The sequence below is a fragment of the Brevibacillus composti genome, from assembly GCF_016406105.1.
GTDB classification, from domain to species: Bacteria; Bacillota; Bacilli; order Brevibacillales; family Brevibacillaceae; genus Brevibacillus; species Brevibacillus composti.
On record NZ_CP066308.1, the window covers coordinates 360,488 to 386,511 of the forward strand.

General features: G+C 56.0%; 26 protein-coding genes. 17 read left to right on the top strand and 9 right to left on the bottom strand.

What is annotated here, in order from left to right; translation table 11 throughout:
• Positions 1–116: 116 nt before the first annotated feature.
• From JD108_RS02000 to JD108_RS02015, 4 genes are all read right to left on the bottom strand, one after another.
• Positions 117–890, bottom strand: coding sequence for a pirin family protein (locus JD108_RS02000; protein ID WP_198828351.1), 774 nt, complete (start codon positions 888–890; stop codon positions 117–119).
• Between the two features lie 44 nt (positions 891–934).
• A complete protein-coding gene (locus JD108_RS02005; protein WP_198828352.1) occupies positions 935–1,321 on the bottom strand; it encodes a DoxX family protein in 387 nt (128 codons plus the stop codon).
• A 79-nt stretch (positions 1,322–1,400) separates the two neighbouring features.
• Complete coding sequence (locus JD108_RS02010) at positions 1,401–2,027, bottom strand: FMN-dependent NADH-azoreductase (protein ID WP_198828353.1); 627 nt, start codon at positions 2,025–2,027, stop codon at positions 1,401–1,403.
• 117 nt (positions 2,028–2,144) lie between these two features.
• On the bottom strand, positions 2,145–2,600 hold the full coding sequence (locus JD108_RS02015) for a MarR family winged helix-turn-helix transcriptional regulator (protein ID WP_198828354.1): 456 nt from the start codon (positions 2,598–2,600) through the stop codon (positions 2,145–2,147).
• Positions 2,601–2,796: 196 nt separating this feature from the next.
• Between JD108_RS02015 and JD108_RS02020 the strand changes: the two genes are divergently transcribed.
• The 3 genes from JD108_RS02020 to JD108_RS02030 all read left to right on the top strand — a co-directional run bounded on the left by JD108_RS02020 (position 2,797) and on the right by JD108_RS02030 (position 6,015).
• Complete coding sequence (locus JD108_RS02020; protein ID WP_198828355.1) at positions 2,797–3,732, top strand: DMT family transporter; 936 nt, start codon at positions 2,797–2,799, stop codon at positions 3,730–3,732.
• Between the two features lie 261 nt (positions 3,733–3,993).
• Positions 3,994–5,097, top strand: coding sequence for a carbohydrate kinase (locus JD108_RS02025; RefSeq protein WP_198828356.1), 1,104 nt, complete (start codon positions 3,994–3,996; stop codon positions 5,095–5,097).
• On the top strand, positions 5,098–6,015 hold the full coding sequence (locus JD108_RS02030) for a pseudouridine-5'-phosphate glycosidase (RefSeq protein WP_198828357.1): 918 nt from the start codon (positions 5,098–5,100) through the stop codon (positions 6,013–6,015).
• Positions 6,016–6,116: 101 nt separating this feature from the next.
• Here the strand turns inward: JD108_RS02030 and dapF are convergent, their stop codons facing one another.
• Positions 6,117–6,995, bottom strand: a complete 879-nt coding sequence (gene dapF, locus JD108_RS02035; RefSeq protein WP_198828358.1) for a diaminopimelate epimerase — start codon at positions 6,993–6,995, stop codon at positions 6,117–6,119.
• A gap of 18 nt (positions 6,996–7,013) precedes the next feature.
• On the bottom strand, positions 7,014–8,276 hold the full coding sequence (locus tag JD108_RS02040) for a dicarboxylate/amino acid:cation symporter (RefSeq protein WP_198828359.1): 1,263 nt from the start codon (positions 8,274–8,276) through the stop codon (positions 7,014–7,016).
• A gap of 462 nt (positions 8,277–8,738) precedes the next feature.
• Between JD108_RS02040 and JD108_RS22210 the strand changes: the two genes are divergently transcribed.
• The 4 genes from JD108_RS22210 to JD108_RS02055 are packed head-to-tail and all read left to right on the top strand — an operon-like array spanning position 8,739 to position 11,870.
• Positions 8,739–8,903, top strand: a complete 165-nt coding sequence (locus JD108_RS22210) for a hypothetical protein (protein ID WP_228728263.1) — start codon at positions 8,739–8,741, stop codon at positions 8,901–8,903.
• Positions 8,896–9,201, top strand: a complete 306-nt coding sequence (locus tag JD108_RS02045; RefSeq protein ID WP_267459289.1) for a diguanylate cyclase — start codon at positions 8,896–8,898, stop codon at positions 9,199–9,201. The genes JD108_RS22210 and JD108_RS02045 overlap by 8 nt, the downstream gene beginning before the upstream one ends.
• A gap of 2 nt (positions 9,202–9,203) precedes the next feature.
• Complete coding sequence (locus JD108_RS02050) at positions 9,204–11,621, top strand: heavy metal translocating P-type ATPase (protein WP_198828360.1); 2,418 nt, start codon at positions 9,204–9,206, stop codon at positions 11,619–11,621.
• Positions 11,622–11,669: 48 nt separating this feature from the next.
• Positions 11,670–11,870 (top strand): copper ion binding protein, encoded by a 201-nt coding sequence (locus JD108_RS02055; protein ID WP_198828361.1) that lies wholly within the window; start codon positions 11,670–11,672, stop codon positions 11,868–11,870.
• Between the two features lie 484 nt (positions 11,871–12,354).
• On the opposite strand, the gene JD108_RS02060 is transcribed toward JD108_RS02055, so the two are convergent.
• On the bottom strand, positions 12,355–14,151 hold the full coding sequence (locus JD108_RS02060) for a glycoside hydrolase family 3 protein (protein WP_198828362.1): 1,797 nt from the start codon (positions 14,149–14,151) through the stop codon (positions 12,355–12,357).
• Between the two features lie 219 nt (positions 14,152–14,370).
• Here JD108_RS02060 and ytaF point away from each other — a divergent pair, with 219 nt between their 5' ends.
• From ytaF to JD108_RS02085, 5 genes are all read left to right on the top strand, one after another.
• The gene (gene ytaF, locus JD108_RS02065; RefSeq protein WP_407649392.1) at positions 14,371–15,030 is read left to right on the top strand and encodes a sporulation membrane protein YtaF; all 660 of its coding nucleotides are present in this window, start codon (positions 14,371–14,373) and stop codon (positions 15,028–15,030) included.
• 108 nt (positions 15,031–15,138) lie between these two features.
• A complete protein-coding gene (locus tag JD108_RS02070) occupies positions 15,139–15,378 on the top strand; it encodes a hypothetical protein (RefSeq protein WP_198828364.1) in 240 nt (79 codons plus the stop codon).
• 52 nt (positions 15,379–15,430) lie between these two features.
• Positions 15,431–18,226 (top strand): calcium-translocating P-type ATPase, SERCA-type, encoded by a 2,796-nt coding sequence (locus JD108_RS02075; RefSeq protein ID WP_198828365.1) that lies wholly within the window; start codon positions 15,431–15,433, stop codon positions 18,224–18,226.
• Positions 18,227–18,274: 48 nt separating this feature from the next.
• Positions 18,275–18,973: a sporulation protein YunB gene (yunB, locus tag JD108_RS02080; RefSeq protein WP_198829949.1), complete on the top strand. Its 699-nt coding sequence runs from the start codon at positions 18,275–18,277 to the stop codon at positions 18,971–18,973.
• Positions 18,974–19,074: 101 nt separating this feature from the next.
• A complete protein-coding gene (locus JD108_RS02085; protein WP_198828366.1) occupies positions 19,075–20,100 on the top strand; it encodes a copper amine oxidase N-terminal domain-containing protein in 1,026 nt (341 codons plus the stop codon).
• A 247-nt stretch (positions 20,101–20,347) separates the two neighbouring features.
• On the opposite strand, the gene JD108_RS02090 is transcribed toward JD108_RS02085, so the two are convergent.
• On the bottom strand, positions 20,348–20,878 hold the full coding sequence (locus tag JD108_RS02090) for a GNAT family N-acetyltransferase (protein ID WP_228728265.1): 531 nt from the start codon (positions 20,876–20,878) through the stop codon (positions 20,348–20,350).
• Positions 20,879–21,135: 257 nt separating this feature from the next.
• Here JD108_RS02090 and JD108_RS02095 point away from each other — a divergent pair, with 257 nt between their 5' ends.
• The 5 genes from JD108_RS02095 to JD108_RS02115 all read left to right on the top strand — a co-directional run bounded on the left by JD108_RS02095 (position 21,136) and on the right by JD108_RS02115 (position 25,583).
• Entirely contained in the window at positions 21,136–22,227 is a 1,092-nt protein-coding gene (locus JD108_RS02095) for a PAS domain-containing sensor histidine kinase (RefSeq protein WP_198828367.1), read from the top strand.
• Positions 22,202–22,858: a response regulator gene (locus tag JD108_RS02100; RefSeq protein ID WP_198828368.1), complete on the top strand. Its 657-nt coding sequence runs from the start codon at positions 22,202–22,204 to the stop codon at positions 22,856–22,858. Before JD108_RS02095 ends, JD108_RS02100 begins: the two co-directional genes overlap by 26 nt.
• Positions 22,859–23,243: 385 nt before the next feature.
• Entirely contained in the window at positions 23,244–23,405 is a 162-nt protein-coding gene (locus JD108_RS02105) for a cytochrome c oxidase subunit 2A (RefSeq protein WP_198828369.1), read from the top strand.
• A gap of 30 nt (positions 23,406–23,435) precedes the next feature.
• Entirely contained in the window at positions 23,436–23,915 is a 480-nt protein-coding gene (locus tag JD108_RS02110) for a cytochrome c oxidase subunit II (protein ID WP_198828370.1), read from the top strand.
• A gap of 6 nt (positions 23,916–23,921) precedes the next feature.
• The gene (locus JD108_RS02115; RefSeq protein ID WP_198828371.1) at positions 23,922–25,583 is read left to right on the top strand and encodes a b(o/a)3-type cytochrome-c oxidase subunit 1; all 1,662 of its coding nucleotides are present in this window, start codon (positions 23,922–23,924) and stop codon (positions 25,581–25,583) included.
• Between the two features lie 109 nt (positions 25,584–25,692).
• Here the strand turns inward: JD108_RS02115 and JD108_RS02120 are convergent, their stop codons facing one another.
• On the bottom strand, positions 25,693–25,998 hold the full coding sequence (locus JD108_RS02120; protein ID WP_198828372.1) for a hypothetical protein: 306 nt from the start codon (positions 25,996–25,998) through the stop codon (positions 25,693–25,695).
• Positions 25,999–26,024 lie beyond the last annotated feature (26 nt).

Sequence of the window (26,024 nt, forward strand, 5' to 3'; positions counted from 1 at the left end):
TATGCAGAGCAAAAACAACAAACCGCCTCCCGTTTCCGGAAAGCGGCCTGATTGTCTTTGCTTGTTATTTGCTGCGGCTGCGGCTCATGTAGGAGGAGATGTAGAAGGCAGCCTGCTTATTTGCGGTACAGCGGATAATCTACCGCAGTTGGCACCTGGATGGCAACGACGCGCAGCGCCTCGGCTCCCGCAGGGTCGGCTGACAGAACCACGCTGCCGTCCTCCTCGGCACTTATGACAGCAAAATCGCCGGCTTCCAGTGATTCGCTTTTCGCGGCAGAGGGGGCGTCCACTCGTCCTTTCCCGGAGACGGCGACCACAGCCAGGGAATATCCGGTGGGAAGTCTCCAGGTAAAGGAAGCTCCGGGTGGAATAGTCAGATCCTTCATCTCCGAGTCGGTCACCAGCGAAATTGGTGCATCCGTGCCGATGATCCGTTTTACCTGTATGCCGTCCACTACATCCAGCGGGAACTGCTCGTGATCGTACTGGCTGTAAATGGGCGGCCTTTTGACTGCCTGCGAAAGATGCGGCTCGAACCAGATCTGAAACATCTCCGTACCCGTGTAAAGCTCCTCCGCATGTTGGACCCCGGAGCCGGTCTGCATCACTTGGGCTCCGCCTGTCGATACCTGCTGCAAATTCCCCATGGTGTCGCGATGGCCGACTGTACCGTGTAGGACATAAGAAACGATTTCAAAACCGGAGTGGGGATGCAGCGGAATTTCGAAGGTGGTCATCGACTTGGCCCAGGCCCAGTAAAAGAGCGGGCCAACCCGTTTGACAGCCGTCTCTTCATGGGAAAAGGCAATCGGTTTGCTTTCCACGATTTCCCCGTTGCCAAAATGTCCTTTGCCTTGCTGGTCTTTTGGATAGATCGAGATGTGCATCGCAGTTCCTCCTTCTTGTGCGGAAACGATCCGAATGCGGGCGATTACAGCAGAGTATAAGCCCCTGGTCCGATCAAAGCAACGCCCAATGCAACAGCAATCAGGACGAGATTGAACTCATAGCCGTTCTGGGTGACCCACAGACCGTTGGCCAGGTGAACCTTTACGATCGCGACCAGCATGGTGACAATGATCAGCAAAGCTCCAAGCCAGGTGCCTACGCCCACCGCGAACAGCAGTCCCCCGACCAGCTCACTCAAGCCCGCGACGAGGGCCATAGCCACGCCCGGTTTGATTCCGATGGATTCAAACCAGCCGCCCGTTCCTTTGAGGCCATACCCGCCAAACCAGCCAAACAGCTTCTGTGCACCATGACCTACGAAAAGAAGACCGACAACCAAACGAATAATCAACAAACCTGCATCTACCATTTTACATTCACTCTCCCTAAAATTGTTTAAATTAAAGTATTTTAAATTTGAGATATATGCCAGAAAAGGGGGCGGCCCCTTAGAAGGATTCCGCCAGTTTTGCCGCCTTTTCGATGCCTTCCTGGATCAATGCTTCTGCTTTGTCCGGGAATTGATTATGGCCTTCGACGATCACGGAAGACATATCTTTTACGCCGAGGAAGCCCAGGATGGTTTGAACGTATTTCACGGACATTTCCACGGAGGCAGCCGGGCCTTCGGAGTATACGCCGCCGCGAGCATTCAACAGCGCCACTTTCTTGTCACCCAAGAGACCGACAGGACCTTCTGCCGTGTAGCGGAATGTTTTGCCTGCCTGGCAGAGGTAGTCAAAATAGGTGTGGAGCACAGCCGGCACCGAGAAGTTCCAGAGCGGGAAGGCGATCATGATTTTATCGGCCTCCATAAACTGATTCAGGTATTTGTTAACCTGATCTGCTGTTTTCTGCTCCTCTGGTGTCAAATCCATGCCTTTGCCTGCCTTGAACATGGCTGTGATTTTGTCCGAATCGTAATAGGGAAGGTTCTCTGCGAACAAGTCCAGTTCTACGATTTCATCCTGCGGGTGTGTTTCCTTGTAGGTTTGGGCGAAAGCCTCGTACAGCTTGACGCTGACAGCTTGCTCCACAGGACGATTGTTGGCTTTGATAAATAGTACTTTGCTCATGTTGATGATTTTCCCCTTTCAAAACGTTAGCAACTAACATTGAAGTTGTAAATCTTAATTTAAAGATTATTATGATTGAACCCTTTTGTCAAGTGGTTGCTCACCCATAAGTGCAGTCTATGGCCGAAACCCTTCCTGCGCGGAGCGGCCTAGTTTTTTCAGCAACTGGATGGCCTGGTGTCTTTCCTCTGCATTCAAACCGCTGACGGCTTTTGCGATCGCCTCTTTGTGGGAGGGAAAGATGGCCGCGAGAAACTGCTCGCCTTTTTCCGTCAGCTCCGCGTAGATCACACGCCGGTCTTCGGCGCAGGGTTTGCGGACCAACAGTTGCTTCTTTTCAAGTTTGTCCACTACGTACGTAATATTTCCGCTGGAGATCAGGATCTTTTCTCCAATTTGCTGCAGGGGCTGAGGACCTTTGTGAAAGAGCAGCTCCAGCACGCCAAATTCCGTCGGATTCAATCCGTGACTGCGGATGTGACGATTCGTCTGGGCCGTCACCCAATTGTACGCCCGGGCCAACACGACCAGCAGTTGAAGAGTGTCTTCCCGTTCTTGCTGATGTTCTGCCATACTATGCCCCCCTTAAGATCCCTCATGTCTGTTATATATCTCAAATTAGAGATAATTATACGCGCTCACACCCGTTCTTGTCAAAGCAATCACAGGAAAAGCTGGCCGTTTGCGGGTCAGGAAGGGATCTGCTCCTTGTTTTTTACTGCAGAATGCGATATATTGCATGGTAAAAAGAAGTGGAGAGGAAAAAATCATGTCTTCTTCGGCACGGATACGGGGATTTATCATGGTGATCGTCGCATCCATTTTGTGGGGAGTATCGGGCACTGTCGCCCAATCGCTTATGCAGCATCATCAGTTTCAGACGGACTGGCTGGTAGCCGTGCGTTTGCTCGCCTCCGGCATCTTGTTGCTCTTGCTCTCTCTGATGGGGGCAGGGCGTCAGAATGTTTGGGGGATTTTGCGCTCCGGAGAGGACTTTCTTCGTCTGCTTCTCTTTTCGATCCTGGGCATGCTGGCGGTGCAGTATACCTTCTTTGCCGCGATCGAAGCGGGCAATGCAGCGACGGCCACACTGCTTCAGTACCTGGGGCCGGTTTTCCTGGTCTGTTATTTTATTATCAGGCTGCGAAAAATGCCCTCTGTCGCGCAGGTGACAGCCTTGGTGCTGGCACTGGGAGGCACCTATTTTCTCATCACCGGCGGGAATCCCGGCAAGCTGACCATCTCCGTTTCGGCGCTCGCATGGGGCCTGGCTTCGGCGCTGGCGCTCGCTTTTTACACGGTCTACCCGACGCTGCTTTTGGGGCGATGGGGCTCTACCGTCGTATTGGGCTGGGCGATGCTCATCGGAGGGATCGCGCTCGGTCTGGCCACGCAGACGTGGGAGATAACCGGGATGAATTGGTCGCCTACTTCTGTCATGGCTGTGCTGTTCATCATTCTGTTCGGAACGTTGATTCCTTTCTATCTATACGTGGATAGTCTGAACTACATCCGTCCGACCGAGACCAGTCTGCTGGCCAGTGGGGAGCCGCTGGCAGCGGTCATCACAGCGGTGGTCTGGCTGCATGTTCCCTTTGGGCTTTTCGAGTGGATCGGGACCTTGTGCATCATCGGCACCGTTTTTGCCCTTTCCCGCCACCAGGAAAAACCAAAAGGAGTCTCGCTCAGCATGGCGGAAGACTGAGGAAAAGAATCATGGCATACGAAGCTGTCGAGGTGATCTCGGCGGCTTTTTTTATTTCGGTTCTTCCTGCGTCCTCCCGCCTGAGTATGGACGAAAGATTCGCCCCGGGTTTTCTTAGGCGATCCCGGGAATACCTAAGTGGTGGCCGATTTTTCCTGCCGAGTGCCATAACTTTCTCTTTCAAAACAAGTGTTTGTGTGATAAACTTTTGTTTGAAAACAAGTAGCGTGAAGATAACCCTCAGTCGAGAGGAGGAGAGCGATGGAAAAAGAAAAGCTGATTCTCCGCTACATCCGGGAAAACCCCTTTATCAGCCAGCAGGAGCTGGCGGGCAAGATGGGCATCTCCCGGTCAGCGGTCGCCGGCTATATCGCCCAATTGACCAAGCGCGGCGAAATCAAAGGCCGGGCATACATTTTGCGCGAGGAAGAGCGCATCGTCTGCATCGGCGGCGCCAATCTGGATCGAAAAGCGCGAGCCAAGCAAGAGGTGCGGCTGCATTCGTCCAATCCCGTCACCATTTCCGAGTCCTGCGGCGGCGTGAGCCGGAATATTGCCGAAAATCTGGGCCGACTGGGCTGCAATGTGGCACTGATCAGCTGCGTCGGAGAGGATAAAGAAGGCGACTGGATCTTGCAGGAAACCAAAAAGCACGGGGTGGACATCAGTCAGGTATGGAGACTGCCCACGCAGAGGACGGGAACCTACACGGCCCTGCTGGATCATGACGGAGAAATGGTCGTCTCGCTCGCCCATATGGACATCTACGATGCGCTTACTCCCCAGATGCTGGCTGAGCGCTGGTCCCATATTGCCGCCGCCCGGGCCGTCTACCTGGATACCAACCTGCCTGCCGACTGTCTCGCGTACGTCATCGAGCGCTGCCGGGAGGAGGGCATTCCGCTGTTTGTCGATCCGGTCTCTTCTGCCAAGGCGGAAAAGCTGCCGGAGCGTTTGGACGGGATCGATACCATTCTCCCCAACCGCGAGGAAGCGGAAATATTGGCGGGCTTCTCCATCTCGTCTGTAGAGGACTGCAGGGAGGCCAGCCGCCGCATCCGCGCGAGAGGCGTAAAACAAGTCGTCATCACGCTGGGGGGAGAAGGGATCTACTACCAGAGCGAAGAGGAATCGGAGCACCTCCCCCCTTATCCGACGGATGTCGTAGATGTGACAGGCGCCGGAGATGCCTTTGCCTCCGGGCTCTTGTACGGAGTGGTCAATGGCGAAACGCTGGCCCGCGCTTGCCGGCTGGGCATGGCCGCCTCCGCGCTAACCTTGAGCACGGGGCACTCGGTATCCCCGCATCTGGTGCCGGAGCGATTGGAACAAACCGTAAACGAATATGAAAAGGAGCGATCATAAATGAAAGAATACCTGACCTATACAGAAGAAGTGCGGAACGCTTTGGAGAATGGCCTTCCCGTCGTCGCGCTGGAGACGACAATCATCTCGCACGGCATGCCTTATCCGCAAAATATCGAAATGGCCAAAGAAGTGGAGCAAATCATTCGCGACAATGGCGCCGTGCCTGCCACGATCGGCATCATGGGCGGCAAGATCAAGATCGGCTTGTCGGAGAGCGAGCTGGAGGAGTTCGCCACCAATCAGTCTGTCGAAAAAGTAAGCCGCCGCGACTTCCCTTACATTTTGGCCAGCGGCAAGATCGGGGCGACCACCGTAGCGGGTACGATGATCGCGGCCCAGCTGGCGGGTATCCGCGTCTTCGCCACAGGTGGCATCGGCGGCGTGCATCGCGAAGGGGAGGTTACCTGGGACGTCTCGGCTGACTTGACCGAGCTGGCGCAGACGGGGGTAGCCGTCGTATGCGCCGGAGCCAAGTCGATTCTGGATCTGGGCCGGACGCTGGAGTACCTGGAGACCCAAGGCGTGCCGGTCGTCGGTTATCGCACCAGCGAGTTTCCGTCCTTCTTCGCCCGGGAGAGCGGCTTCGGCGTCGATTTCCGACTGGACACTCCCGAAGAAGTAGCAGCCGTGATGGATACCAAGTGGAAACTGGGCTTGAACGGCGGTCTGGTGATTGCCAACCCAGTGCCGGAGGCGGACGCCCTGGAGCATCGTGAGATCGAGTCCTACATCCTGCAAGCCTTGCAGGAAGCCAAGGAGAATGGCATCACCGGCAAACAGGTGACCCCGTTTTTGCTCGCCAAAGTGAAACAGCTGACAGGAGGCAAGAGCCTGCAGACCAATATCGCCCTGGTGAAGCACAATGCCGCCGTCGCGGCCCAGATTGCCCGTGCGTACCAAGCCACACAGCGGTAACGTGCGCTGACTCTAGTCCATACGAAATCGAAGAACACCTCCCTGCATGGCGATCAACCATGCAGCGGAGGTGTTCTTTTTTTTCAAGCGGGGGCTCTCAGCTATGGAGCGGGTGGGTTATGGTCTGGCAGCCAAGCATCGGGCAGCAGTTCTCCCCTGGCTACCAGCTTCGCGTCTCCTTCCAGATAGACGTCTCGGGCCGCATCCGCTGCGATCTGATAGGAGATGCGCAGTGTGCCCCGGCGTGTCAGCAGGGTTACGGGAGCTGACGCTTCGACTATTCCCAGTATCCCCGCGATGATGGCCGCCGCTGTCGATCCCGAGCCGCATGCGTACGTCTCCGCCTCTACTCCGCGCTCATAGGTGCGGATTTGCAGCGTGTGTGGATCGAGAACCTCTACGAAGTTGACATTGGTCCCCTGGGGAAAGAGCGATTTGTCGTAGCGGATCTGTTTTCCCCACCGAATGAGCTGTTCATCGGCCAGCTGGGCGACGCGGTCGACGAACCAGACGGTATGCGGGACCCCGACGAAGCCGTAGTGGTACTGCGCCGCCGGGCCATCTGCGGCATAGGGCTGATGGAATTGCAGCTCGCTCAGGGAGACGTCGGGGAATTTTACCCGTACCGTCTGCGAGCCGCTCAGAATCTCGGCATGGTAGATCCCCGCCAAGGTCTCGAACGACATCGTCTCCCCGGCCGCCCCGACCAGGTGGGCGAAGCGGGACAGGCATCTGGCCCCGTTCCCGCACATCTCGCCCTCGCTGCCGTCCGCATTGAAATATCTCATCGTAAAGTCCGCGATCTCGGAAGGCTCCAGCATCATAAATCCATCCGCGCCGACAGAGGTTCCGCGCGCGCATACGTTTTTCACGAACGCGGACAGGTCAAAGCCGTCCATGAGATGATCGCGGTTGTCGACTACGATGAAGTCGTTTCCGCAGCCGTTCATTTTGGCAAAAGGTATCCTCTTTCTCGTCATGATGATTCTCCTGCCCGATTAGACAGCCTCCTCGCGGCTGTGCATGATCTTCTTCTTCATCCATTCTTTTCCGTCGACAATCCGCGCGACCATCATGCTGGCGACGGTGTCTCCGGAGGCGTTTACCATGGTGGCGGGCGGATCGACGAGCGTGCCCAGCATCGCGATAATCGGCAGGGCCTCGGGCGGGAAGCCGTACATCGTGACGATCAGCATCTCGCCGATAAAGCCGCCGCCGGGAACGCCAGACATGACCACGCCGCTCAGCACGGCGATCATAATGGCAGTCAGGTACGTGTCCAGCCCGTGAAACGGCATGTTAAAAAGACCGAAGATAAAGGAGATTTTCAAGATGGCGCTCAAACAGGAGCCATCCATATGGGCCGTCGCACCAAACGGCACCACAATTTCACGGATGTCCTTCGGCACGCCGATTTTTTCCGTGGCCGCCAGGTTTACCGGGATCGTGGCGACGCTGCTTCCGGTGGCAAACGAGGTCACGGCAGGAGAGACGGCGTTTTTCCAGAAGATGCGCGGCCCCGTCCTGCCAGCCGCCAGATAGGCGTAGACCGTAAAGGCGATAAAGAAGTAGAGAAAGGATACCGGATAGTATACCGCCATCGCTCTCGCGTAGGAGCCCAGCAGATCCGGGCCGAACACCCCGACCAGATTGGCAAAATAAGCGCCCAGCCCGATCGGCGCGTAGTACATCAAAATTTTGATCATTTTAATCATCACTTCGGACAGGACGGCAAGTCCGTCCGCAACTTTTCTGCCTTTTTCACCGGCCAAGCTGACGGATAAGCCGAATAAAATGGAGAAGACGATTAGAGCCAGCATATTTTTTCGAGAAAGCAAATCGCTGAAATTGGAGACCGTAAAGGCTTGGACAAACTGGTCGGCTGTATTCAGCTGGTTGATTTCCTCAGGCGCCTTCAACTCGACCTGCATGCCTTCGGCCGGTGGGAAGATCGAGACGGCTGCAAGCATGAGGCTGGCGGAGATGATGCCGGTGACGATGAAGACGGCGAGCATGACGCCGAGGATTTTTCCCAAGCGCTTCAGGTCGACGATGTTGGCCACGGCGCTGCTGATGTTGACGAAGACGAGCGGCACGACAATGGTGAACATCATGTTGATAAAGATGTCTCCAAAAGGTTTGAGGGCTGCCGCATCCTTCCCCATCGCCATACCGAGGATGGCCCCCAGTGCGATGCAGATCAAGAGCATAATAGGGTAGCGGTAGGACTGCCAAATACTGGTTTTCGAAGTTTCACCCATCGTGTGAAGCCTCCCTTTCAAGATAGTCGGATAAAGTGTGGCGCAACCAATAATGAATTTGGAATCTTCTGAAAATATAACATAACCGGCGGATGAATTCTATGTTGTACTGCAAGAAAGAAAAATTAATCTGGATAGGAGTATGGCAGGATTGTACGGAAAAAACGGAACGACTATTCAAATCAAATGAGCCTTCTCAGCTTTCATCGGGGTAGGCTGCGGCCTTTTGTCGTATTTGCCCCTCCGTTCCTGAAAGCAGCTTTTTGCGTTACATATAGTAGGGATGCTGATCGTCACCCTTTCCCTATACGTAAATATCCCGGATAAAACCGTGCTGCCCAAGCTGTATCTCACCCAATGGACAGTGTCGATGATCGGAGGCCTCTTCGCGTATTACGGCATGATGTACATTCGCCGGACCAACCGCTTGCTCGTTGAACTTACCGGGAAACGACGGCCCTGTTGGTCCACTACCGCGATATCACCATGCGCAAAGAAGCGGAGGAACAAATGAAATCGGCCAATCGTCTGCTGCAGGATTTGTCCAATATGGACGGACTGACGGGCGTAGCCAACAGACGCTGTTTTGACGAGACCATTCGCCAGGATCTCGTTGATTATGTTTGATCTCGACGAATTTAAAGCGTTCAACGACACCTACGGGCATCAAAGGGGAGACTTCTGCTTGCAGGAAGCGGCCAAAGACGCAAAAGAGGCCGTCAAACAGCCGGGGGCAATCGTGTGCGGACAGGTGCCTTGTCCTTCTCCCCTTCCTGACAAAAGGAAAAAGGGGAATTTTTTTTGCAAAAGGGGCTTGAAATACCGTATGGGGGTATCGTATAATCCTCTTAGAGTAAAAAATCCATATGAGGGAAAGCTAACACAGAAATATACCCCATATAGGTATGCGATTCGGAGGAATTAGAGATGAGCGGCAACAAAAAAGAAGCCACAGTCGCCATATCCGGAATGACCTGCGCAGCATGTGCCCTGCGGATTGAAAAAGGGTTAAACAAGCTCGAAGGCGTAGAGTCGGCCACCGTGAATCTGGCGCTGGAGAAATCCACGATCGTCTACGACGCGGAGAAAACCACTCTGCAGGATATCCATCAGAAAATTGAAAACCTGGGCTACGGTGTCATCACCGAAAAGGTAGAGCTGGACATCTCCGGGATGACCTGTGCAGCCTGTGCGACCCGGATCGAAAAAGGGCTGCGAAAGGTGGAGGGGGTATCTCAGGCTCACGTGAACCTCGCTCTGGAAACCGCCTCCGTCGAATACGATGCCAGCCAGACGAGTGTGGCCGACCTGATCCGCCAAGTGGAAAAGCTGGGGTATCAGGCGACACGCAAGGATGAGAGCAGCGAGTCGGAGACAGCGGATCGGCGGGCACAGGAAATTGAACGGCAGACGGTTAAGTTTCTCTTTTCCCTGATTCTGTCCCTGCCGCTTCTCTGGGCGATGGTCAGCCACTTCTCCTTTACCTCGTTTATCTGGCTGCCGGATATGCTGATGAATCCGTGGGTGCAGCTGGCTCTGGCTACTCCGGTCCAATTCGTGGTCGGCAGGCAGTTCTACGTCGGGGCTTACAAGGCGCTGCGAAACGGAAGCGCCAATATGGATGTGCTGGTGGCGCTGGGGACATCGGCCGCCTACTTCTACAGTCTCTACATTTCCATACAATCCATTGGTTCGCAAGCCCATATGGTGGAGCTGTACTTCGAGACCAGTGCGGTATTGATCACTTTGATCCTCTTGGGCAAATTGTTCGAAGCGAAGGCCAAGGGCCGCTCCTCGGAAGCGATCCGCAAGCTGATGGGCCTGCAGGCCAAGACAGCTGTCGTCGTGCGGGACGGTCAGGAGCTGACCATCCCTGTGGAAGAGGTGCGGTTGGGAGATATCGTCTACGTCAAGCCGGGTGAAAAGGTGCCGGTCGATGGCATCGTGGTGGAGGGGCAGTCGGCTGTCGATGAATCGATGCTGACAGGGGAAAGCATCCCGGTAGACAAGGCAGCAGGCGATACCGTAATCGGAGCGACGCTCAACAAAAACGGCTTCCTCCAGATCAAAGCGACGAAGGTCGGCAAAGAGACAGCGCTGGCCCAAATCATCCGCGTCGTCGAGGAGGCCCAAGGCTCCAAAGCCCCGATTCAGCGTCTGGCTGACAGCATCTCCGGCGTATTCGTACCGATTGTCGTCGGCATCGCGGTTCTTACCTTTGTCATCTGGTACTGGTTCGTATCTCCGGGCGACTTCGCATCGGCGCTGGAAAAGGCAATCGCCGTCCTGGTCATCGCCTGCCCGTGCGCCCTCGGACTTGCGACGCCTACCTCGATCATGGCGGGCTCTGGCCGAGCGGCTGAGCTGGGTATCCTGTTTAAAGGCGGAGAGCATCTGGAGACAGCTCATCGATTGGACACCGTGGTTCTGGACAAAACAGGCACCGTGACCAAAGGGGAGCCTGAGCTGACCGATGTCTTCAGCTACGGCATGGAAGAGAGCGAACTCTTGGCGCTGGTCGGTGCCGCTGAGAAGAATTCGGAGCATCCGCTGGCGCAAGCCATCGTCAAAGGCATTGCCGAAAAAGGAGTAGCACCCGGAACCACGGACTCCTTTGAAGCGATCCCCGGATTCGGTATCCGTGCAGTCGTGAAAGGCAGAGAGGTGCTGGTCGGCACACGCCGCCTGCTGGCGGAGAAGCAGATCTCGTATGCCGAAGCCGAAGAGGTCATGTCCGCTTTGGAGAAAGACGGCAAAACAGCGATGCTGGCTGCAATTGATGGCCGTCTGGCAGGGATGGTGGCCGTGGCTGACACGATCAAGCCGACCTCCCGCGAAGCCGTCAAACGGATGAAGGAGATGGGCCTGACTGTCATCATGATGACCGGGGACAACCGGCAGACGGCCGAAGCGATTGCCCGCCTGGCGGGAATCGATCAGGTGATTGCCGAAGTACTGCCCGAAGGAAAAGCCGACGAGGTGAAAAAACTGCAGCAGCAAGGCCGCCGGGTAGCGATGGTGGGCGATGGCATCAACGACGCTCCCGCCCTGGCGACAGCCGATATCGGCATGGCCATCGGCACCGGGACAGATGTGGCGATGGAAGCGGCTGACATCACGCTGATGCGCGGCGATCTGAACAGTGTTGCCGATGCCATCCTGATGAGCCACAAAACTATCCGCAACATCAAGCAAAACCTGTTTTGGGCCTTTGCCTACAACACGCTGGGCATCCCCTTTGCGGCGCTTGGTTTCCTCGCACCGTGGCTGGCCGGAGCGGCCATGGCCTTCAGCTCTGTATCGGTAGTCCTGAACGCCTTGCGCCTCCAGCGCGTCAAGCTGTAAGCAGCCGTTTTACTCAAAAAATATGAGAAGAAAAAAGGAGAGAGTAGAATGAAAAACGTAACACTGAAAGTAGAAGGCATGTCTTGCAATCACTGCGTGAACTCGATCGAGAAAGCCCTGAAAGAGATCGGGGCTGCAGGAAAAGTGGATCTGGCGGCAAAAACGGTAGAGGTCTCCTTTGACGAGAGCAGCGTGACGGAAGCCGCGATCAAGGAAGCGATTGAAGAACAAGGCTATGACGTGGTGTAACAGCGTCTAACTAAGACAAAAGCCGTGTATCGGGTGAGGAAAAAACCACCCGGCACACGGCTTTTCATTTCATCCGTTATCTTCTTCTGGGCGGGTCCGCATACGGACCATCGCTGTCAGAAGGAGGCTGTTTACACCCGCTCAGGCTTGGGACAGGTTAGCGACTTCATCGACCATGGCAGTCCCAGCCCTTTGCTCACTCCCGTGATCACAACTATTTTTCGATGATTCTGCATCTTTGTCATATCCAATACCTCATTACTTAATTCTTTAGTCCGATGATGATCAAACAGACCCAGCAAGCCCCGAGCAAAGCCGTGACAATTGTGGGAGGGAGGTAGCGGGTAGGTTTGTGGACGATGGTGTGGATGGTCGATAAAAACATCAAGATAAACATGGCTCCGAGAAAACCGATAAAAACAGCATCGAATCATCCTTTCGGAAGCAAGAGCCACTGTATTGACAGACAGCGGCTCTTTTTCTGTCACGGGGAGTAGTAAAGCCCCGTCCCGTACGGATACAAGGTGCCTCCTTTTTCAGCGGGGATCGTCACTGGCAATTTGCCGACCGGAGCGGCCTTGCCAAACAGGATAGCCGCGGTCGCCGCAAAGCTGGCCGCCCCGAAGCCGTACTGCGCCAGGTAGGCATCCGCCTCCGGATAACCCATGATGTCATAGGGATTGCGGATGGCGACGGCGATCACGGGCTTGTCGTATTTGCGGATGATCTCGTTGTACATCCGCATCGTCCGGGTCGTCGATAAACGGGTCTGTCTGTTGGACGAATACGAGCCCATGATGATGATGTCGGCTTCGTCCAGCTGCGACCACTGCTCAGACGAGAGGCCAGGTTCTGTCAGCTTCAGTGTGACGGTATCGGCGTGATGGGCTAAAATGGCCTGGGCCAGTTCCTCTGTGTAAGATGTGGCGATGACGATGATCTTTTTCCGATCCGCGAGGGAGAGAGGCAGGATGCCGTTCTTGTTTTTCACCAAGGTAACAGAACGGGCAGCAGCCTTGGCCTCCACCTGCCGATGAGCTAGGGAGCCTACAATCTGCCCGGCGTGATGGATCAAGGTTTGTACCTCTGCCGGCTCTTCTGCTTTCACAATCCCTCGTTTTACTTTTAGAGCGATGATTCGCCGCACAGATTGATTGATCCGTTCTTCTGTGATATGACCGGTCTGGACCGCTTTCAGCACGCCGTCTGTCACGTCCGCCAGATCCATCGGCATCAGGATCACGTCCACTCCCGCCTGAATCGCCCGAACAGCGGCGTCAACAGGGCCAAAATGGTCCGCAATCGCCAGCATGTTCATGGCATCCGTGGTCACAACACCCTCGAAGCCCAATTCGCCGCGGATGAGCCCGGTTATGACTTTGGGAGAGAGTGTGGCCGGAAGCGCGATCGGTTTGCCGTCTTTTCGGGAGATGACCCTCGTGTCGTCTACCTCTGGAAAAGTGACGTGGGCCGTCATCAAGGCATCCACGCCGGAGTTAATCGCTTGTTTAAACGGGTGCAGCTCTACCTGGTGCAAGCGGGTCTTGTCATGCGCTACCTCCGGCAGTCCCAAGTGGGAATCGACGTCCGTGTCGCCGTGACCCGGAAAATGCTTGGCTGTGGCAACGATATTGCTTCTTTGCAATCCGTTCAGATAGGCGATACCCAGGTCCGCCACCAGCTGTGGGTTTTCGCCGAAGGAACGCACCCCGATGACCGGGTTGTCCGGGTTGTTGTTCACATCCAGGACCGGGGCGAAATTCATATTGAAGCCAAGTGCGGCGAGCTCGCTGCCGATCACCCGGCCCACCTGTTCCGCCAGTTCGGCGGAGCGGGCAGCCCCCAGGGCCATATTGCCGGGCATCGCGGTACCGCTCTGCAGGCGGGTGACGCTCCCCCCCTCCTGATCGATGGCGATGAACAGCCCATATTTTTCAGCAGCATCCTGATACGCGTGGGTCAGCTTGACAGTCTGCTCGGTCGTTACGGTGTTTTCACGGAATAAAATCACGCCGCCGATGTGGTGCCGCTTGACCAACTGCTCGATCTCCGGCAGCATTTCCGTGACGTCTTTGTCCTTCCATTTGCGGAAATCAGGCATCATCATCTGCCCGACTTTTTCCTCCAGGCTCATGCCTTGTAGGGCGTTCTCCACGATACGGTAGTCAACAGGCTGGTTTTTGTCCCCGTTTTGCTTGGTATCTGCCAGTGCCAGGAAATGCACAAACAGGGCAGAGGCGACGAGAGCCATATAAACAACACTTCTCCGTATTTGTTTCATACAGCCTCCTTTTCCCCAGCCTGTGTCGTACCCCCGCTACTGCATTCCCTGATGGATGGCTGGTATTTTCTAGAATAACAAAAATGGAAGACCATGTCATAGCACTTCGGTCTTGATACGATGTCCCCGTATCTACCGCAGCCCCATTCCCAAACGGGCACAACGGCCAAGCCCGGAGCGTATTCTAAAGGGCAACGGGAAAAAGAGGTGATCGCATCGATGAGCGGATGGCTCTCGCTTCTTCTAGTGTCCCTGGCGATCAGCATGGATAGCGTCACAGTCGGATTGACATACGGTCTCAGGAACATGCGGATTCCTCTGGCATCTCTCGCTGTCGTCGCTGGATGTTCCTTTGCCGTGGTATATGGGGTCATGTGGGCCGGTTCGACGTTGGTCGATTGGCTGACGCCGGAGTGGGGCAAACAAATCGGGGCAGCCGTGCTGATCGGGATGGGCTTGATTACGCTGTGGCGTCTGATCTCCGACCGGTCGGACGAGAATCAGCGGGAAGAGACGGAAACGGCGGATCAGGATGGTCCGGCGGTTGTCTCCCAATTTCGCATATTTGGACTAATCATTCAGATTCTCAAGGACCCTTCGCATGCGGATACAGACAAATCCGGCCACATCATGGGCTGGGAAGCGGTCATGCTGGGGCTGGCCCTCTCGCTGGATGCCTTTGGCGCCGGGATCAGCTTGACGTTTTTAGGCTACCCACCCTTATCGGTAGCGGCCTGTATCGCTTTGATGAGCGGAGGCCTGCTGTTATTGGGCATTTCCCTGGGACGACAGGCAGGAAGATACAAATGGCTGTCACGCGTGACCTGGTTTCCGCCGCTATTGCTCATCTGTATCGGATTGGTGAAATTTATCACGTAGAGGAATTGCGAAGCCCGTCCCTTCCATGCGAAGGACGGGTTTTTTGGGTAGACCGAAGGCTTTCCCTTTTTCATGGATGTTGGATTCAGGGCTTGGGTGAGAAGAAGCGTGTTTCCCTGCTGCGCGACTCGCGCAGCCCTGCCCAGCGGAGCAGTGGATGGCGGGAAACAGGGGCGCAACCTCTGGGATGACCTCAGAGCGACACTGCTTTTGCGCACCCCCGCCAGCCGCTGCGGAGCGGACAGTCTATCATCCGTGCAGGGCGAAGACCGGAGCAGAGCAGGGAAATATGCTTCTTCTCCCCGCGGCTACTTTTTTAACATCGGCGGGACAGGTGGGTTATTTTGAGGCTCGTCTGCATAGATATGAGATGAAGTGTGAACGTGATGGAGGGATACAGATGGAGACGAGGCCCAGTCAAAAATGGTATTCGCTTGCGGCATCTGAGGTGACGAGAGCGCTGAAAAGCGACATGAACCAAGGATTGTCGCAGGATGAGGCTGAGCGCAGGCTGTCCAAGAGCGGCGCCAACCAATTGGCGGCGAGCAAGCGAAAGCCGCTGTATGCAGTCCTGCTGGACCAGTTCAAAGATTTTATGGTCCTGATTCTGTTCGTCGCTACCCTGATTTCGTACTTTCTCGGTGAGTATCTCGATGCCATCACCATTATTGCCATTATTTTCATTAACGGCGTGCTGGGCTTTATCCAGGAGGCGAGGGCTGAGCGCTCTTTGCAAGCCTTGAAGGATCTGGCATCTCCGATGGCGCGGGTGATCCGGGGCGGCCAGCTGTTCATGATTCCGGCCTCTCGTCTGGTGCCGGGGGACCTGGTCGTGCTGGAAGCCGGCGATCGCGTCCCGGCAGACCTGCGGCTGTTTGCCGCCAACCGGCTGGAGATTGAGGAGTCGGCCTTGACCGGGGAGTCTGTGCCTGTCGCGAAAACGGCCAAGCCGCTCGATGTTTCCTCTGCGGACGCCGTTCCGCTGGGCGATCAGAAGAACCTGGCCTTTATGGGGACGATGGTCACCGGAGGGACGGGCCAAGGACTGGTCGTCTCCACCGGGATGGCCACCGAGATCGGCAAGATCGCCCACCTGATGAATGAGGCGGAAATCGCTCAGACGCCGCTGCAGATTCGCCTGGAGCAGATGGGCAAAATCCTCGTCGTGGTGGCCGTCCTCCTGACGGCCGTGGTCATCGGTGCCGGGGTGTGGCACGGCCACGACCTGTTTACCATGTTCCTCGCCGGCGTCAGCTTGGCTGTCGCAGCCATTCCCGAAGGCTTGCCCGCGATCGTGACTGTGGCGCTGGCACTCGGCGTACAGCGGATGATCAAGCGAAATGCCATCGTCCGCAAGCTGCCTTCTGTGGAAACGCTGGGCTGCGCGTCCGTGATTTGTTCCGACAAGACGGGGACCCTGACCCAGAACAAGATGACGGTGACGCATATTTGGCATGGGGACAGCATGTACGAGGTAGGGGGCAGTGGTTATGAGCCGCTTGGCGCCTTTACCCTGCAGGGCAAGCAAATTGCCCCCGACCGCGATCAGGTGATGGCAAAGCTGCTCCACATCGCCCAAAGCTGCAATAACGCCCAACTGACCTATGAGGAGGAAAAGGCCCGCCGCTTGCTCGGCATGGGCAAAACGGTGAAAAGATGGCAGGTCATTGGCGATCCGACAGAAGGGGCCTTGAAGGTCCTGGCCGCCAAGGGGCTGGGTTTTGAGGCCGAACGCGGAAAAGGCAGCAAGCAGGGCGTGCGGGTAGAAGAGCTGCCCTTTGATTCCGAGCGCAAGATGATGTCCGTCGTGGAACAAATGGGGGACGGCAGCTATCAGCTCCTGACCAAAGGAGCGGCCGAGTCGCTTCTCTCCCGCTGCAGCCACATCATGTGGAACGGACAGGTGCAGCCGCTGTCTGCCACGATGCGTCACCGGATATTGGACCAGACGGAAAAAATGGCGTCGCAGGCGCTCCGCGTGCTCGGCTTCGCCTATAAGCCGCTGCAAGGCTATCGCAGCGGCCAGTCGGCGGAACTGAAGGAGAGCGACCTGATTTTCGTCGGTCTGGCCGGGATGATCGATCCGCCGCGCGAAGAAGTGCGGGAGGCGATCAATCTTTGCCATCAGGCGGGAATCAAGACGGTCATGATCACCGGCGACCACCGGATCACCGCCGAGGCGATCGCCCGTCAGATCGGGCTGTTGCGCGGGTACGCCGAGATCATGGAGGGGCGGGAGCTGGACCGCCTCACCGATGAGGAGCTGGCCGAGCGTGCCGAGCGGGTCGCCGTCTACGCCCGGGTCTCGCCGGAGCACAAGCTGCGCATCGTGAAGGCTTTAAGAAGCAATGGACACGTCGTCGCGATGACCGGAGACGGGGTCAATGATGCCCCGGCCATCAAGACAGCCGATATCGGGATTGCCATGGGGATTACCGGCACCGATGTGACGAAGGAAGCCGCCGACCTCGTCCTGCGCGACGACAATTTCGCCACGATCGTCGCCGCCGTCGAGGAAGGGCGCAACATCTACGATAACATCCGCAAGTTCATCCGCTACCTGCTCGCATCCAATGTCGGAGAAATCCTGGTGATGTTCTTTGCGATGATTCTGGGGATGCCTCTGCCGCTCGTGCCGATCCAGATTCTCTGGGTCAATCTGGTGACAGACGGTCTGCCGGCCATGGCACTGGGCATCGATCCGCCCGAAGCGGATACGATGTACCAGAAGCCGCGCGACAAGAACGAGAACATCTTCGCCCGCGGACTGGGGTGGAAGATTATCAGCCGTGGGTTTTTGATCGGCACGATGACCTTGCTGGCCTTCTGGCTGACCTGGCGGGAGAATCCGTCCGATCTGGTGCATGCACAGACCGTGGCCTTTGTCACTTTGGTCATGGCGCAGCTGATTCACGTCTTTGACTGCCGCAGCCAGCACAGCGTCTTTCATCGCAATATCTTTGAAAACAAGTACCTGGTGTGGGCGGTCATCTCTTCGATCGTACTGGTACTGGGCGTCGTCTACCTGGAGGCCCTGCAGCCGATCTTTAAGACAACCGATCTGTACATGAGAGACTGGGCATTGATTCTCGTGGCTGCCGGCATTCCTACCTTTGTGGCAGGCATGGGAGGCGTGCTGCGCCGACGCCATTTCGGGGCAGCGGCCAGGTCGACTGCCCGTACGGTTCGCTCCTGAACCCGCAGGGAAGTCCACGTCACAATAACGGGGGAGAGCGAAATCGTGCTGCGTTACCGAAAAGGAGGCTGGCGACGGCTTGTCAGACGCTTGGTGCTGACGCTGGCTGTCATCGTGCTCACCTCTGTCGCTCTGTTTATTTTCGTCGAAAAACAAATCGAACCGACACTCATGCTGATCGCAGCCCAGAAAGCTGATCAGGTGGCGAAGCTGGCGATTACCGACGCGGTTACCAAGCGCTTGACCCAGCAGGGAGTGGATTTTCACGAGATCATCGTCATGGAGAAGGACAATCAGGGGAATATCATGGCGGTCAATTTTCATTTCGAGCAGTACTCGCGGATTGTAGGGGAGACCACGAGCCGGATCCAAAACCGGATGAAGGAGTTTGAGGAAGACCATGTGGAAATCAGCGTCCCGCTCGGATTGGCCACCAAAAGCGTCTTCCTGGAGCATTACGGTCCCAAAATTCCCGTCTCCCTGGTACCGGTCGGTTCGGTGAAAACCCGTCTGGAGACAAGGCTGGAGCAGGCTGGCATCAACATGGTGCTGGTGACGGTTTATATCTACGTGGAGGTGAATCTGCGCATCATCATCCCTTTTGCGACCGAACAAAAGACCGTGACGACCATGATTCCCATTACCGAGGCGATTATCGTCGGCAAGGTGCCGGACTATCTCTACGACAACCCTGCCGGCAAGCCGGATGTCCCTTATCCGCAGCCGGAGCCGCCAGCAAATCCTTAGGAGAATCTGCTGCCTACCATTTTGGCGAAACGTTTGCGCATCGGTTGTCGTCTCTTTTTCCAGGGCAACCTAAACAGGGAAAGAAAGGATGAGACGACAGCATGAAAACGATCAAAAGCGTATCCATGACTATATTGGCAGCAACCCTCCTCACCGTAAACGGAGCCAGTCTCACAGCGGCAGAGCCCACAGGAGAGCTGTCTCTTTTGGTGAACGATAAAAAGCTGGAGCAACCAGCCATTCGCGATCAACAGCAACAGACGTACCTGGTGCCGCTTCGCCAGGTGGCTGAATCGCTGGGCTTTGAAGTGAGCTGGAACCCCCAAATCAAAGCGGCGGAGGTAAAGAAGGGGGCGCTGTGGAGCTACGCCAAGCCGGGAGAAGACCGCTATCCCTACCAGCGGATGTACAAATCCCTGGGAGCTGCTCCGCAGCTGTTTGACGACAGGACCTGGGTGCCGGTCGCTTTTGTCGAACAAATTCTGCGGGCACCGGTACAGATCTCAGGCGATACGCTCCGGATTGCAAGCCAAGCGGAAGCTGAGCGGGAGACAGTGCAAAAGTCGGGGTCGATCACCCGCATACAGAAAGACAACGGCAAAATGAGGATTCTGCTCAACGGTTATCAACGCGGAATCCTGCTGCATGTGACGGAGGAAACAAAAATCGTGACGGCCGACGGCAAGCCGGGGACCACAGTCGATCTGGAACTGGGGATGGACATCGATGTGGTGCATGACAGCATCATGGCGTTGAGCCAGCCGCCGCAGACTTCGGCCAGAGAGATCGTGATCAAAAGCAAACTGGAAACAGCGGACGTGCTGGGCACGTATGGAAATCTGGAGAAGGTCGAGCCGGAGGACGAAGGCGCAGTCCGCATCACGGTACAAGGTGAGCGCTTGACGGAGAATTCCTTTGAACGGATTCAGCTGTTGGTGACCGATAAGACCAGAATTGTCAGCACCGAGGGAAACCGGGAGCTCACTGCGGCTGAACTGAAGCCGGAGATGAAAGTCTTTGTCTACTACAGCCCCAGACTGACCCGCAGTGCGGTCCCGCAGGGGGTCGCGGAAAAAATCGTGGTGGAAGGTGCGGAAACATTGGCGGAGGATGCACCCGCCAAATAAGAGTGGGAATCACTATGGATCGGGACGTTCCTTGCAGGAGGGACGTCCCTTTTCGCTGTTAAAATTGGCTGAGTAAGCGCTGCGCCTCCTGTATCCAGGCTTGCAGTCCGGTGGGGCCTTCTGAGTGGGATTTTACAGCCAAGCCGATCTGCCTGTGAAGGGGTGGCTCCACATCGAGGACGACGACACCGGATACGTCCGGCGAAAGCGTGCGAGACGTTTCCCGGGAGAGGGGGTGCTTTTTCGTCTACGGAAATAAACGCATCGCCATGTAATCTTCGTCCTGATAGACACCCTCGTGTTTCAGCGCATTTTTTTCCGTGCCGTACCGAGTAAAGCCGAGGCTCAGATAGAGCTGGCGCGCCGGTTCATTGTTGCTCGCGACCGTCAGCGAGAGCTGCTCCAGCCCCTCCAGCTCCCGGGCTTTCTCGATCAAGCGTGACAGCAGTTGTTTGGCTCCCCCCTTGCCTCTGTGGGCAGGAGTAAAATAGACGGCTACCACTGAAGCCTTGTGGCGCAGCTTGCGGTGGCTCTCCCGGATCAGCGTGCAGACGCCGGCCAAGGAGCCGTCCCAGAATGCGCCCATGGTAAAGGCATCCGGGCTTGGGGAGAGGCGTGCTTTCCACGTCTCCCGCATGTTCTGATCCTGCATCATCTCTTCGTAGGTGGTCAAAAACGCCTCCGGATTCAGCTGCAAGGCTTCCAACCGCAGAGCGACGTACTGTTCCGCGTCCTCTGGCTGCAAGATGCGAATAGTCATGTTTTGGGGGTCTTTCACGGGCGTTCCTCCTGTTCCCGCAGGATATCGCCGATGTCCACGGCCGCGAGCATCATTCATGTTCTGTAGGACTGATGCAAATCCTGGTATTTATCGTATAAAAAAAGGGCGAAAGCCGCAATCAACACGATCAGTTCCCTGCTTATTCCCGCTGTGACGGGAAGTCCTCCCCCGGATGTAAGGGAATTCCCCGATTCCTTTTCCCCCGCTCACCCCCTACAATAACGATAGGATGTTTGTCTGCAAGGAGGATCACCATGAACACCTGGATGGAAGAAAAGGGTACGCCGGAAGGAACCGATACGCTGCTGCAATCGATTTTTGCCCATATCAGCGATGCCGTAATGGTCGTCGATCGAAATGGCATCATCGTGGCCGTAAACGCCGCGATGGAGCGGATGTCCGGATGGTCTGAAGACGAGTTGGTCGGGAATAAGCATTTATGTGAAGTCTGTGTGGGCATGGCCACATGCCAGGAAGAGAAGTCGTGTGTGGACTGTTTCTTCAAACGTGCGCAGTTGCCCTCGTTTGAGATGAGGCTGAAGACAAAGGACGGGCGCGAGTATCCCGTCGCGGCCAGTTCGACCACCCTGCCGGACGCGCCTGACGGAAAAAAGGTGATGATTCTCCGTGACATGTCCATGCAGCAGCGGATGGAAAAAGAGAGGTATCAGCACAAGCTGACCCATTTTGTGATCCAGGCCCAGGAGGAGGAGCGAAAGCGCATCTCCCGGGAGCTTCACGACGGAATCGGGCAGGCCCTCTACAGCATTCTGGTCGGTCTGAATGTCCTAAGCCATGGCAAGCTGAGCGGACCGATGAAGCAGCACGTGGCGGACATCCAGCAGATGACAGCCAAAGCCATGGAGGAAGCCAAGCGCATGGCATTGGAGCTGCGCCCCTCAGCACTGGATGATCTGGGGCTTTTGCCTGCGCTGCGTTCCCTGATCAAGCGGGTGGAAAAAAGCTTTGGCCTGACAGTGGATCTCCACGTGCACGGGGGATGGAGCCGTCATTCGGCTGCGGTGGAGACAGCGCTTTACCGCATCGTCCAGGAGGCGATGACCAATACAGCCAAATACGCACAGGCCCGCGCGCTGGGCATCGTGTTTGAAGAAAGGGAAAAGGAATTGGTGGTGACCGTCGTCGACGATGGCACTGGTTTTGACGTCGAGCAAGCCGAGAGGAATGGCTCCGGCTTGGGGCTGTTCGGGATGAAGGAGAGGGCCCAGCTGCTCGGGGGAAGTTTCGATATTCGCTCCGTAATCGGGGAAGGGACTACCGTGATCGTTCGCATACCACGGCCAAAGGAGGAAGCAAAAGATGGACATACGCGTCTTGATCGCTGACGATCACGCTGTGGTCCGGACGGGACTGGGCATGCTGATCGACGCTCAACCGGATATGAAAGTCGTCGGTTATGCCGCGGACGGCAAGGAGGCCTTTGACAAAGCGCTGGATATCCGGCCGGATGTCGTACTGATGGACCTGAGCATGCCCCCGGGGGAAAACGGTTTGTCCGCCACAGGCCGTCTGAAAGAAGCGGCCCCGGACATACAGGTACTCGTGCTGACGATGCACGACGACGAGGAGTATCTGTTTCGCGTGCTCCAGGCGGGAGCGGCCGGCTATATCCTGAAGAGCGCACCCGATCTGGATCTGATCGCGGCGATCCGCACCGTCCACAAGGGGATGGCGTATTTGTATCCGTCCGCCACCAAGTCGCTGATCGAGGAGTTCTTGCAGATGGTCAAAAACGGCGAAGAACAGGCGAAGTACGAGATTTTGACCGACCGGGAAAAGGAAGTGCTGATCCTGATCGCAAAGGGCTTCAGCAATAAGGAAATCGCCGAGCAATTGACCGTCTCCGTCAAAACGGTCGAGTCTCACAAAGCGCATATCATGGAAAAGCTCCATCTGCGCACGCGGCCGGAACTGGTTCGGTATGCCATCAAAAAAGGGTGGCTTGATTTCGAATAGGCGGCTTGCATGACGGAGCTGTGTCAAGACCACTGAAAACGATAATGTCCCTTTGAACTCAAAAAAGGTACAGTCCCTCAAAGAAATGAGGAGGCTGTACCTTTTTCTGGCCGCTGGGCAATTTGGGAGGAATTGTGAACGTATGCGCGCAGCGGGCAGAAGTGTGATCGCCATCACATCGGAGTCGGGGTGGCAGACCCTATACTGGCCTTGTACCAGCATGAACCGGCGGTTATGTCCGAAATGTGTCAAAAAATGACGAAGATCAGGAGATTGCCGGAGGACTTTAGGGGTTTTCCCTGAATTACACCGCCTGTTTTCAACAGGTAGAATGAAGTCGTGAAAAGGACCATGCTCGTCACGGTACGGGAAGGAGGAATGAATCGTGGAGACGAGAACAGAGGCAACGCGTCAAATCGATGAGGCAAAGCAGCCGCAACCGCAGTCACAAGACCTGAAAGGGACATTTATCGCTGTCTTATTGGTGGGCGCTGTCATACTCCTGAGCTGGTTTGGCGTGTTTGGACTATTCCTGGAACGTGCATAGTCGGGTGAGAAAAGGGAGGTTGAGGAAAAGATGCATTTGCACCGTTACGAAAAAATCTGGCTGATTCTGGGCGCTGGCGGCCTTGCGCTGTTTATCGCGCTGCTTTGCGTCAATGCCTTCGCGATGGGGATGGCTCCCCCGAGCAATATGGAAATGATCGATCCGACCAAAGTGACCGCGACTCCTCCGTTTGACAATCCTGGCCTGAAAAAGATCGGTGACAATGAGTACGATGCCTACATGACGGCGTTTGCCTTTGGTTTTGCACCCAACAAAATGGAAGTGCCGGCAGGAGCGACGGTCAATTTCCACGTCACCAGCCCGGATGTCGTCCACGGGTTTCAAATACCGGGAACCAACGTCAACTTCATGGTGATGCCCGGACATATCAACTCTGCTTCGTACACGTTTGAAGAGCCGGGCGAGTACCTGATCTTGTGCAATGAATACTGCGGCGCCGGCCACCAGGTCATGGCGACCACCATTATCGTGAAGGAAAAAGGCAGGTGATCCGATATGTTCAATCAAAAAGCAACAGAGCAGGTTCAAGTGGACCGTTCCACGGCTCGTCTGAGTCTGGCCTATATCTGGGTGGCCTACGCCGCATTCGGGCTGGCTGCACTGGCCGGGATGCTGCAAGGCATGGTGCGGGGCGGGATCGTTGAATTGCCCAGCTGGACCAACTACTATCAGATTTTGACCGCGCACGGCGTATTGATGGCACTTATTTTTACCACCTATTTCATCATCGGCTTTCTCTTGTCGGGCGTCGCCAAAACCACGGGAGGTTCCTTGCACTTAGCGGCGCGCGGCTTCGGCTGGACGGGCTGGGTCCTGATGACGATCGGCACGGCGATGGCCGTCGTGACCATTGTGATGAATGACGCCTCCGTTCTGTACACCTTTTATGCGCCGCTGAAAGCCTCACCCCTCTTCTACATCGGTGCCGCTTTGCTCGTCGTGGGCAGCTGGTTCGGCGGTTTTGCGATCTTCAGCAGCTACCGCAAGTGGAGACAGGAAAATCGCGGGAAAATGTCTCCGCTGTTTGTCTTCATGTCCGTCACCACCTTTGTCTTGTGGATGATTGCGACCCTGCCGGTAGCGGTCGAAGTTCTGTTCCAGCTCATTCCCTGGTCGCTCGGCTGGACGTCCAGCATCAACATCATGCTGAGCCGCACGCTGTTTTGGTTCTTTGGCCATCCGCTCGTCTACTTCTGGCTGATGCCGGCTTATATCGCCTGGTATGTCTGCCTGCCGCGCGTGATCGGCGGCCACGTCTTCAGTGATTCGCTGTCTCGTCTCGCTTTTATCTCTCTGCTCCTGTTCTCGATACCGGTCGGATTCCACCACCAGCTGATGGAGCCAGGCATTTCTCCCGGCTGGAAGATGATCCACGTCATCCTGACGCTGATCGTCGTCATCCCGTCGCTGATGACCGCTTTCTCGATGTTCGCTACCTTCGAGACGACCGGTCGGAAAAAAGGCGGTACGGGGCTGTTCGGCTGGTTCAAAAAGCTGCCGTGGTCCGACGTTCGCTTTTTCGCTCCGTTTGTCGGGATGCTCTTCTTTATCCCGGCAGGTGCGGGCGGGATTATCAACGCCAGCAACCAGATGAATGCGGTCGTGCACAATACGATCTGGGTCACAGGCCATTTCCACATTACCGTAGGCGCTGCAGTAGCCTTGACGTTCTTCGGCGTCAGCTTCTGGCTGATCCCGGTATTGACCGGCCGTACACTGACCGCCACTGCCAACCGGATGGGGATGGTGCAGACGGTATTCTGGTCGGTGGGGATGTTCCTGATGTCCTTTGCGATGCACTACCTGGGCCTGCAAGGTTCTCCGCGCCGCACCAGCTATACGACCTATGCGGATCACCCGCTCGCAGTGGAATGGCTGGATTATCAGCGCGTGATGGCATTTGGCGGCGGCCTTTTGTTCGTAGCCGCGATTCTGCTGATCCTGATTCTGGGCTATCTGACGTTCTTCGCTCCGAAAGGCAACACCGAATACCCGATCGCGGAGACGGAGACGAAGCAGCATACGCCTGCGATTCTCGAACGCTGGCCGGTGTGGATCGGCGTTCTGGTTCTGTTGATCGTGCTGGCTTACGGCTATCCGATTGCCGAACAGCTGACCCACAACCCGCCAGGCTCCCCGCCGTTCCGGACCTGGTAAGGAAAGTCCTCACGCTGCAGCCCGGACCGAAAATGCTCATTATCTCTAGACAAAAAGCCACTCGGAATGCGATCCGGGCGGCTTTTTTCTGCAAAGCAATCGGTCTCCATTAGGGTGAAAAAGTTGCCAGCATAGGCGGGAATATCAGCAACGCCAAGGCCGTTGACAGAAAAATACGGGTGGCGGTTTTGGAGAGCGGTCTCCCCGTATTGCTGGGAAACCACCCCGAAAATTGCAGCTTGTTTCTGTACAGGATCAGCAGCAGCAAGAAATTCGCAACGAACGCTGCCCACCAATTGGGGACTGCGCCGATCCACGCGTAGACCACATTTTCGATCTGTCCCAGGATCATCAGACCGAGAAACATGACTAGCACCACACGGATGAGCTCCAACAAAAACCGGGCGATGATCATCTCGATTCCCCCTTTTTCGCTCCCAT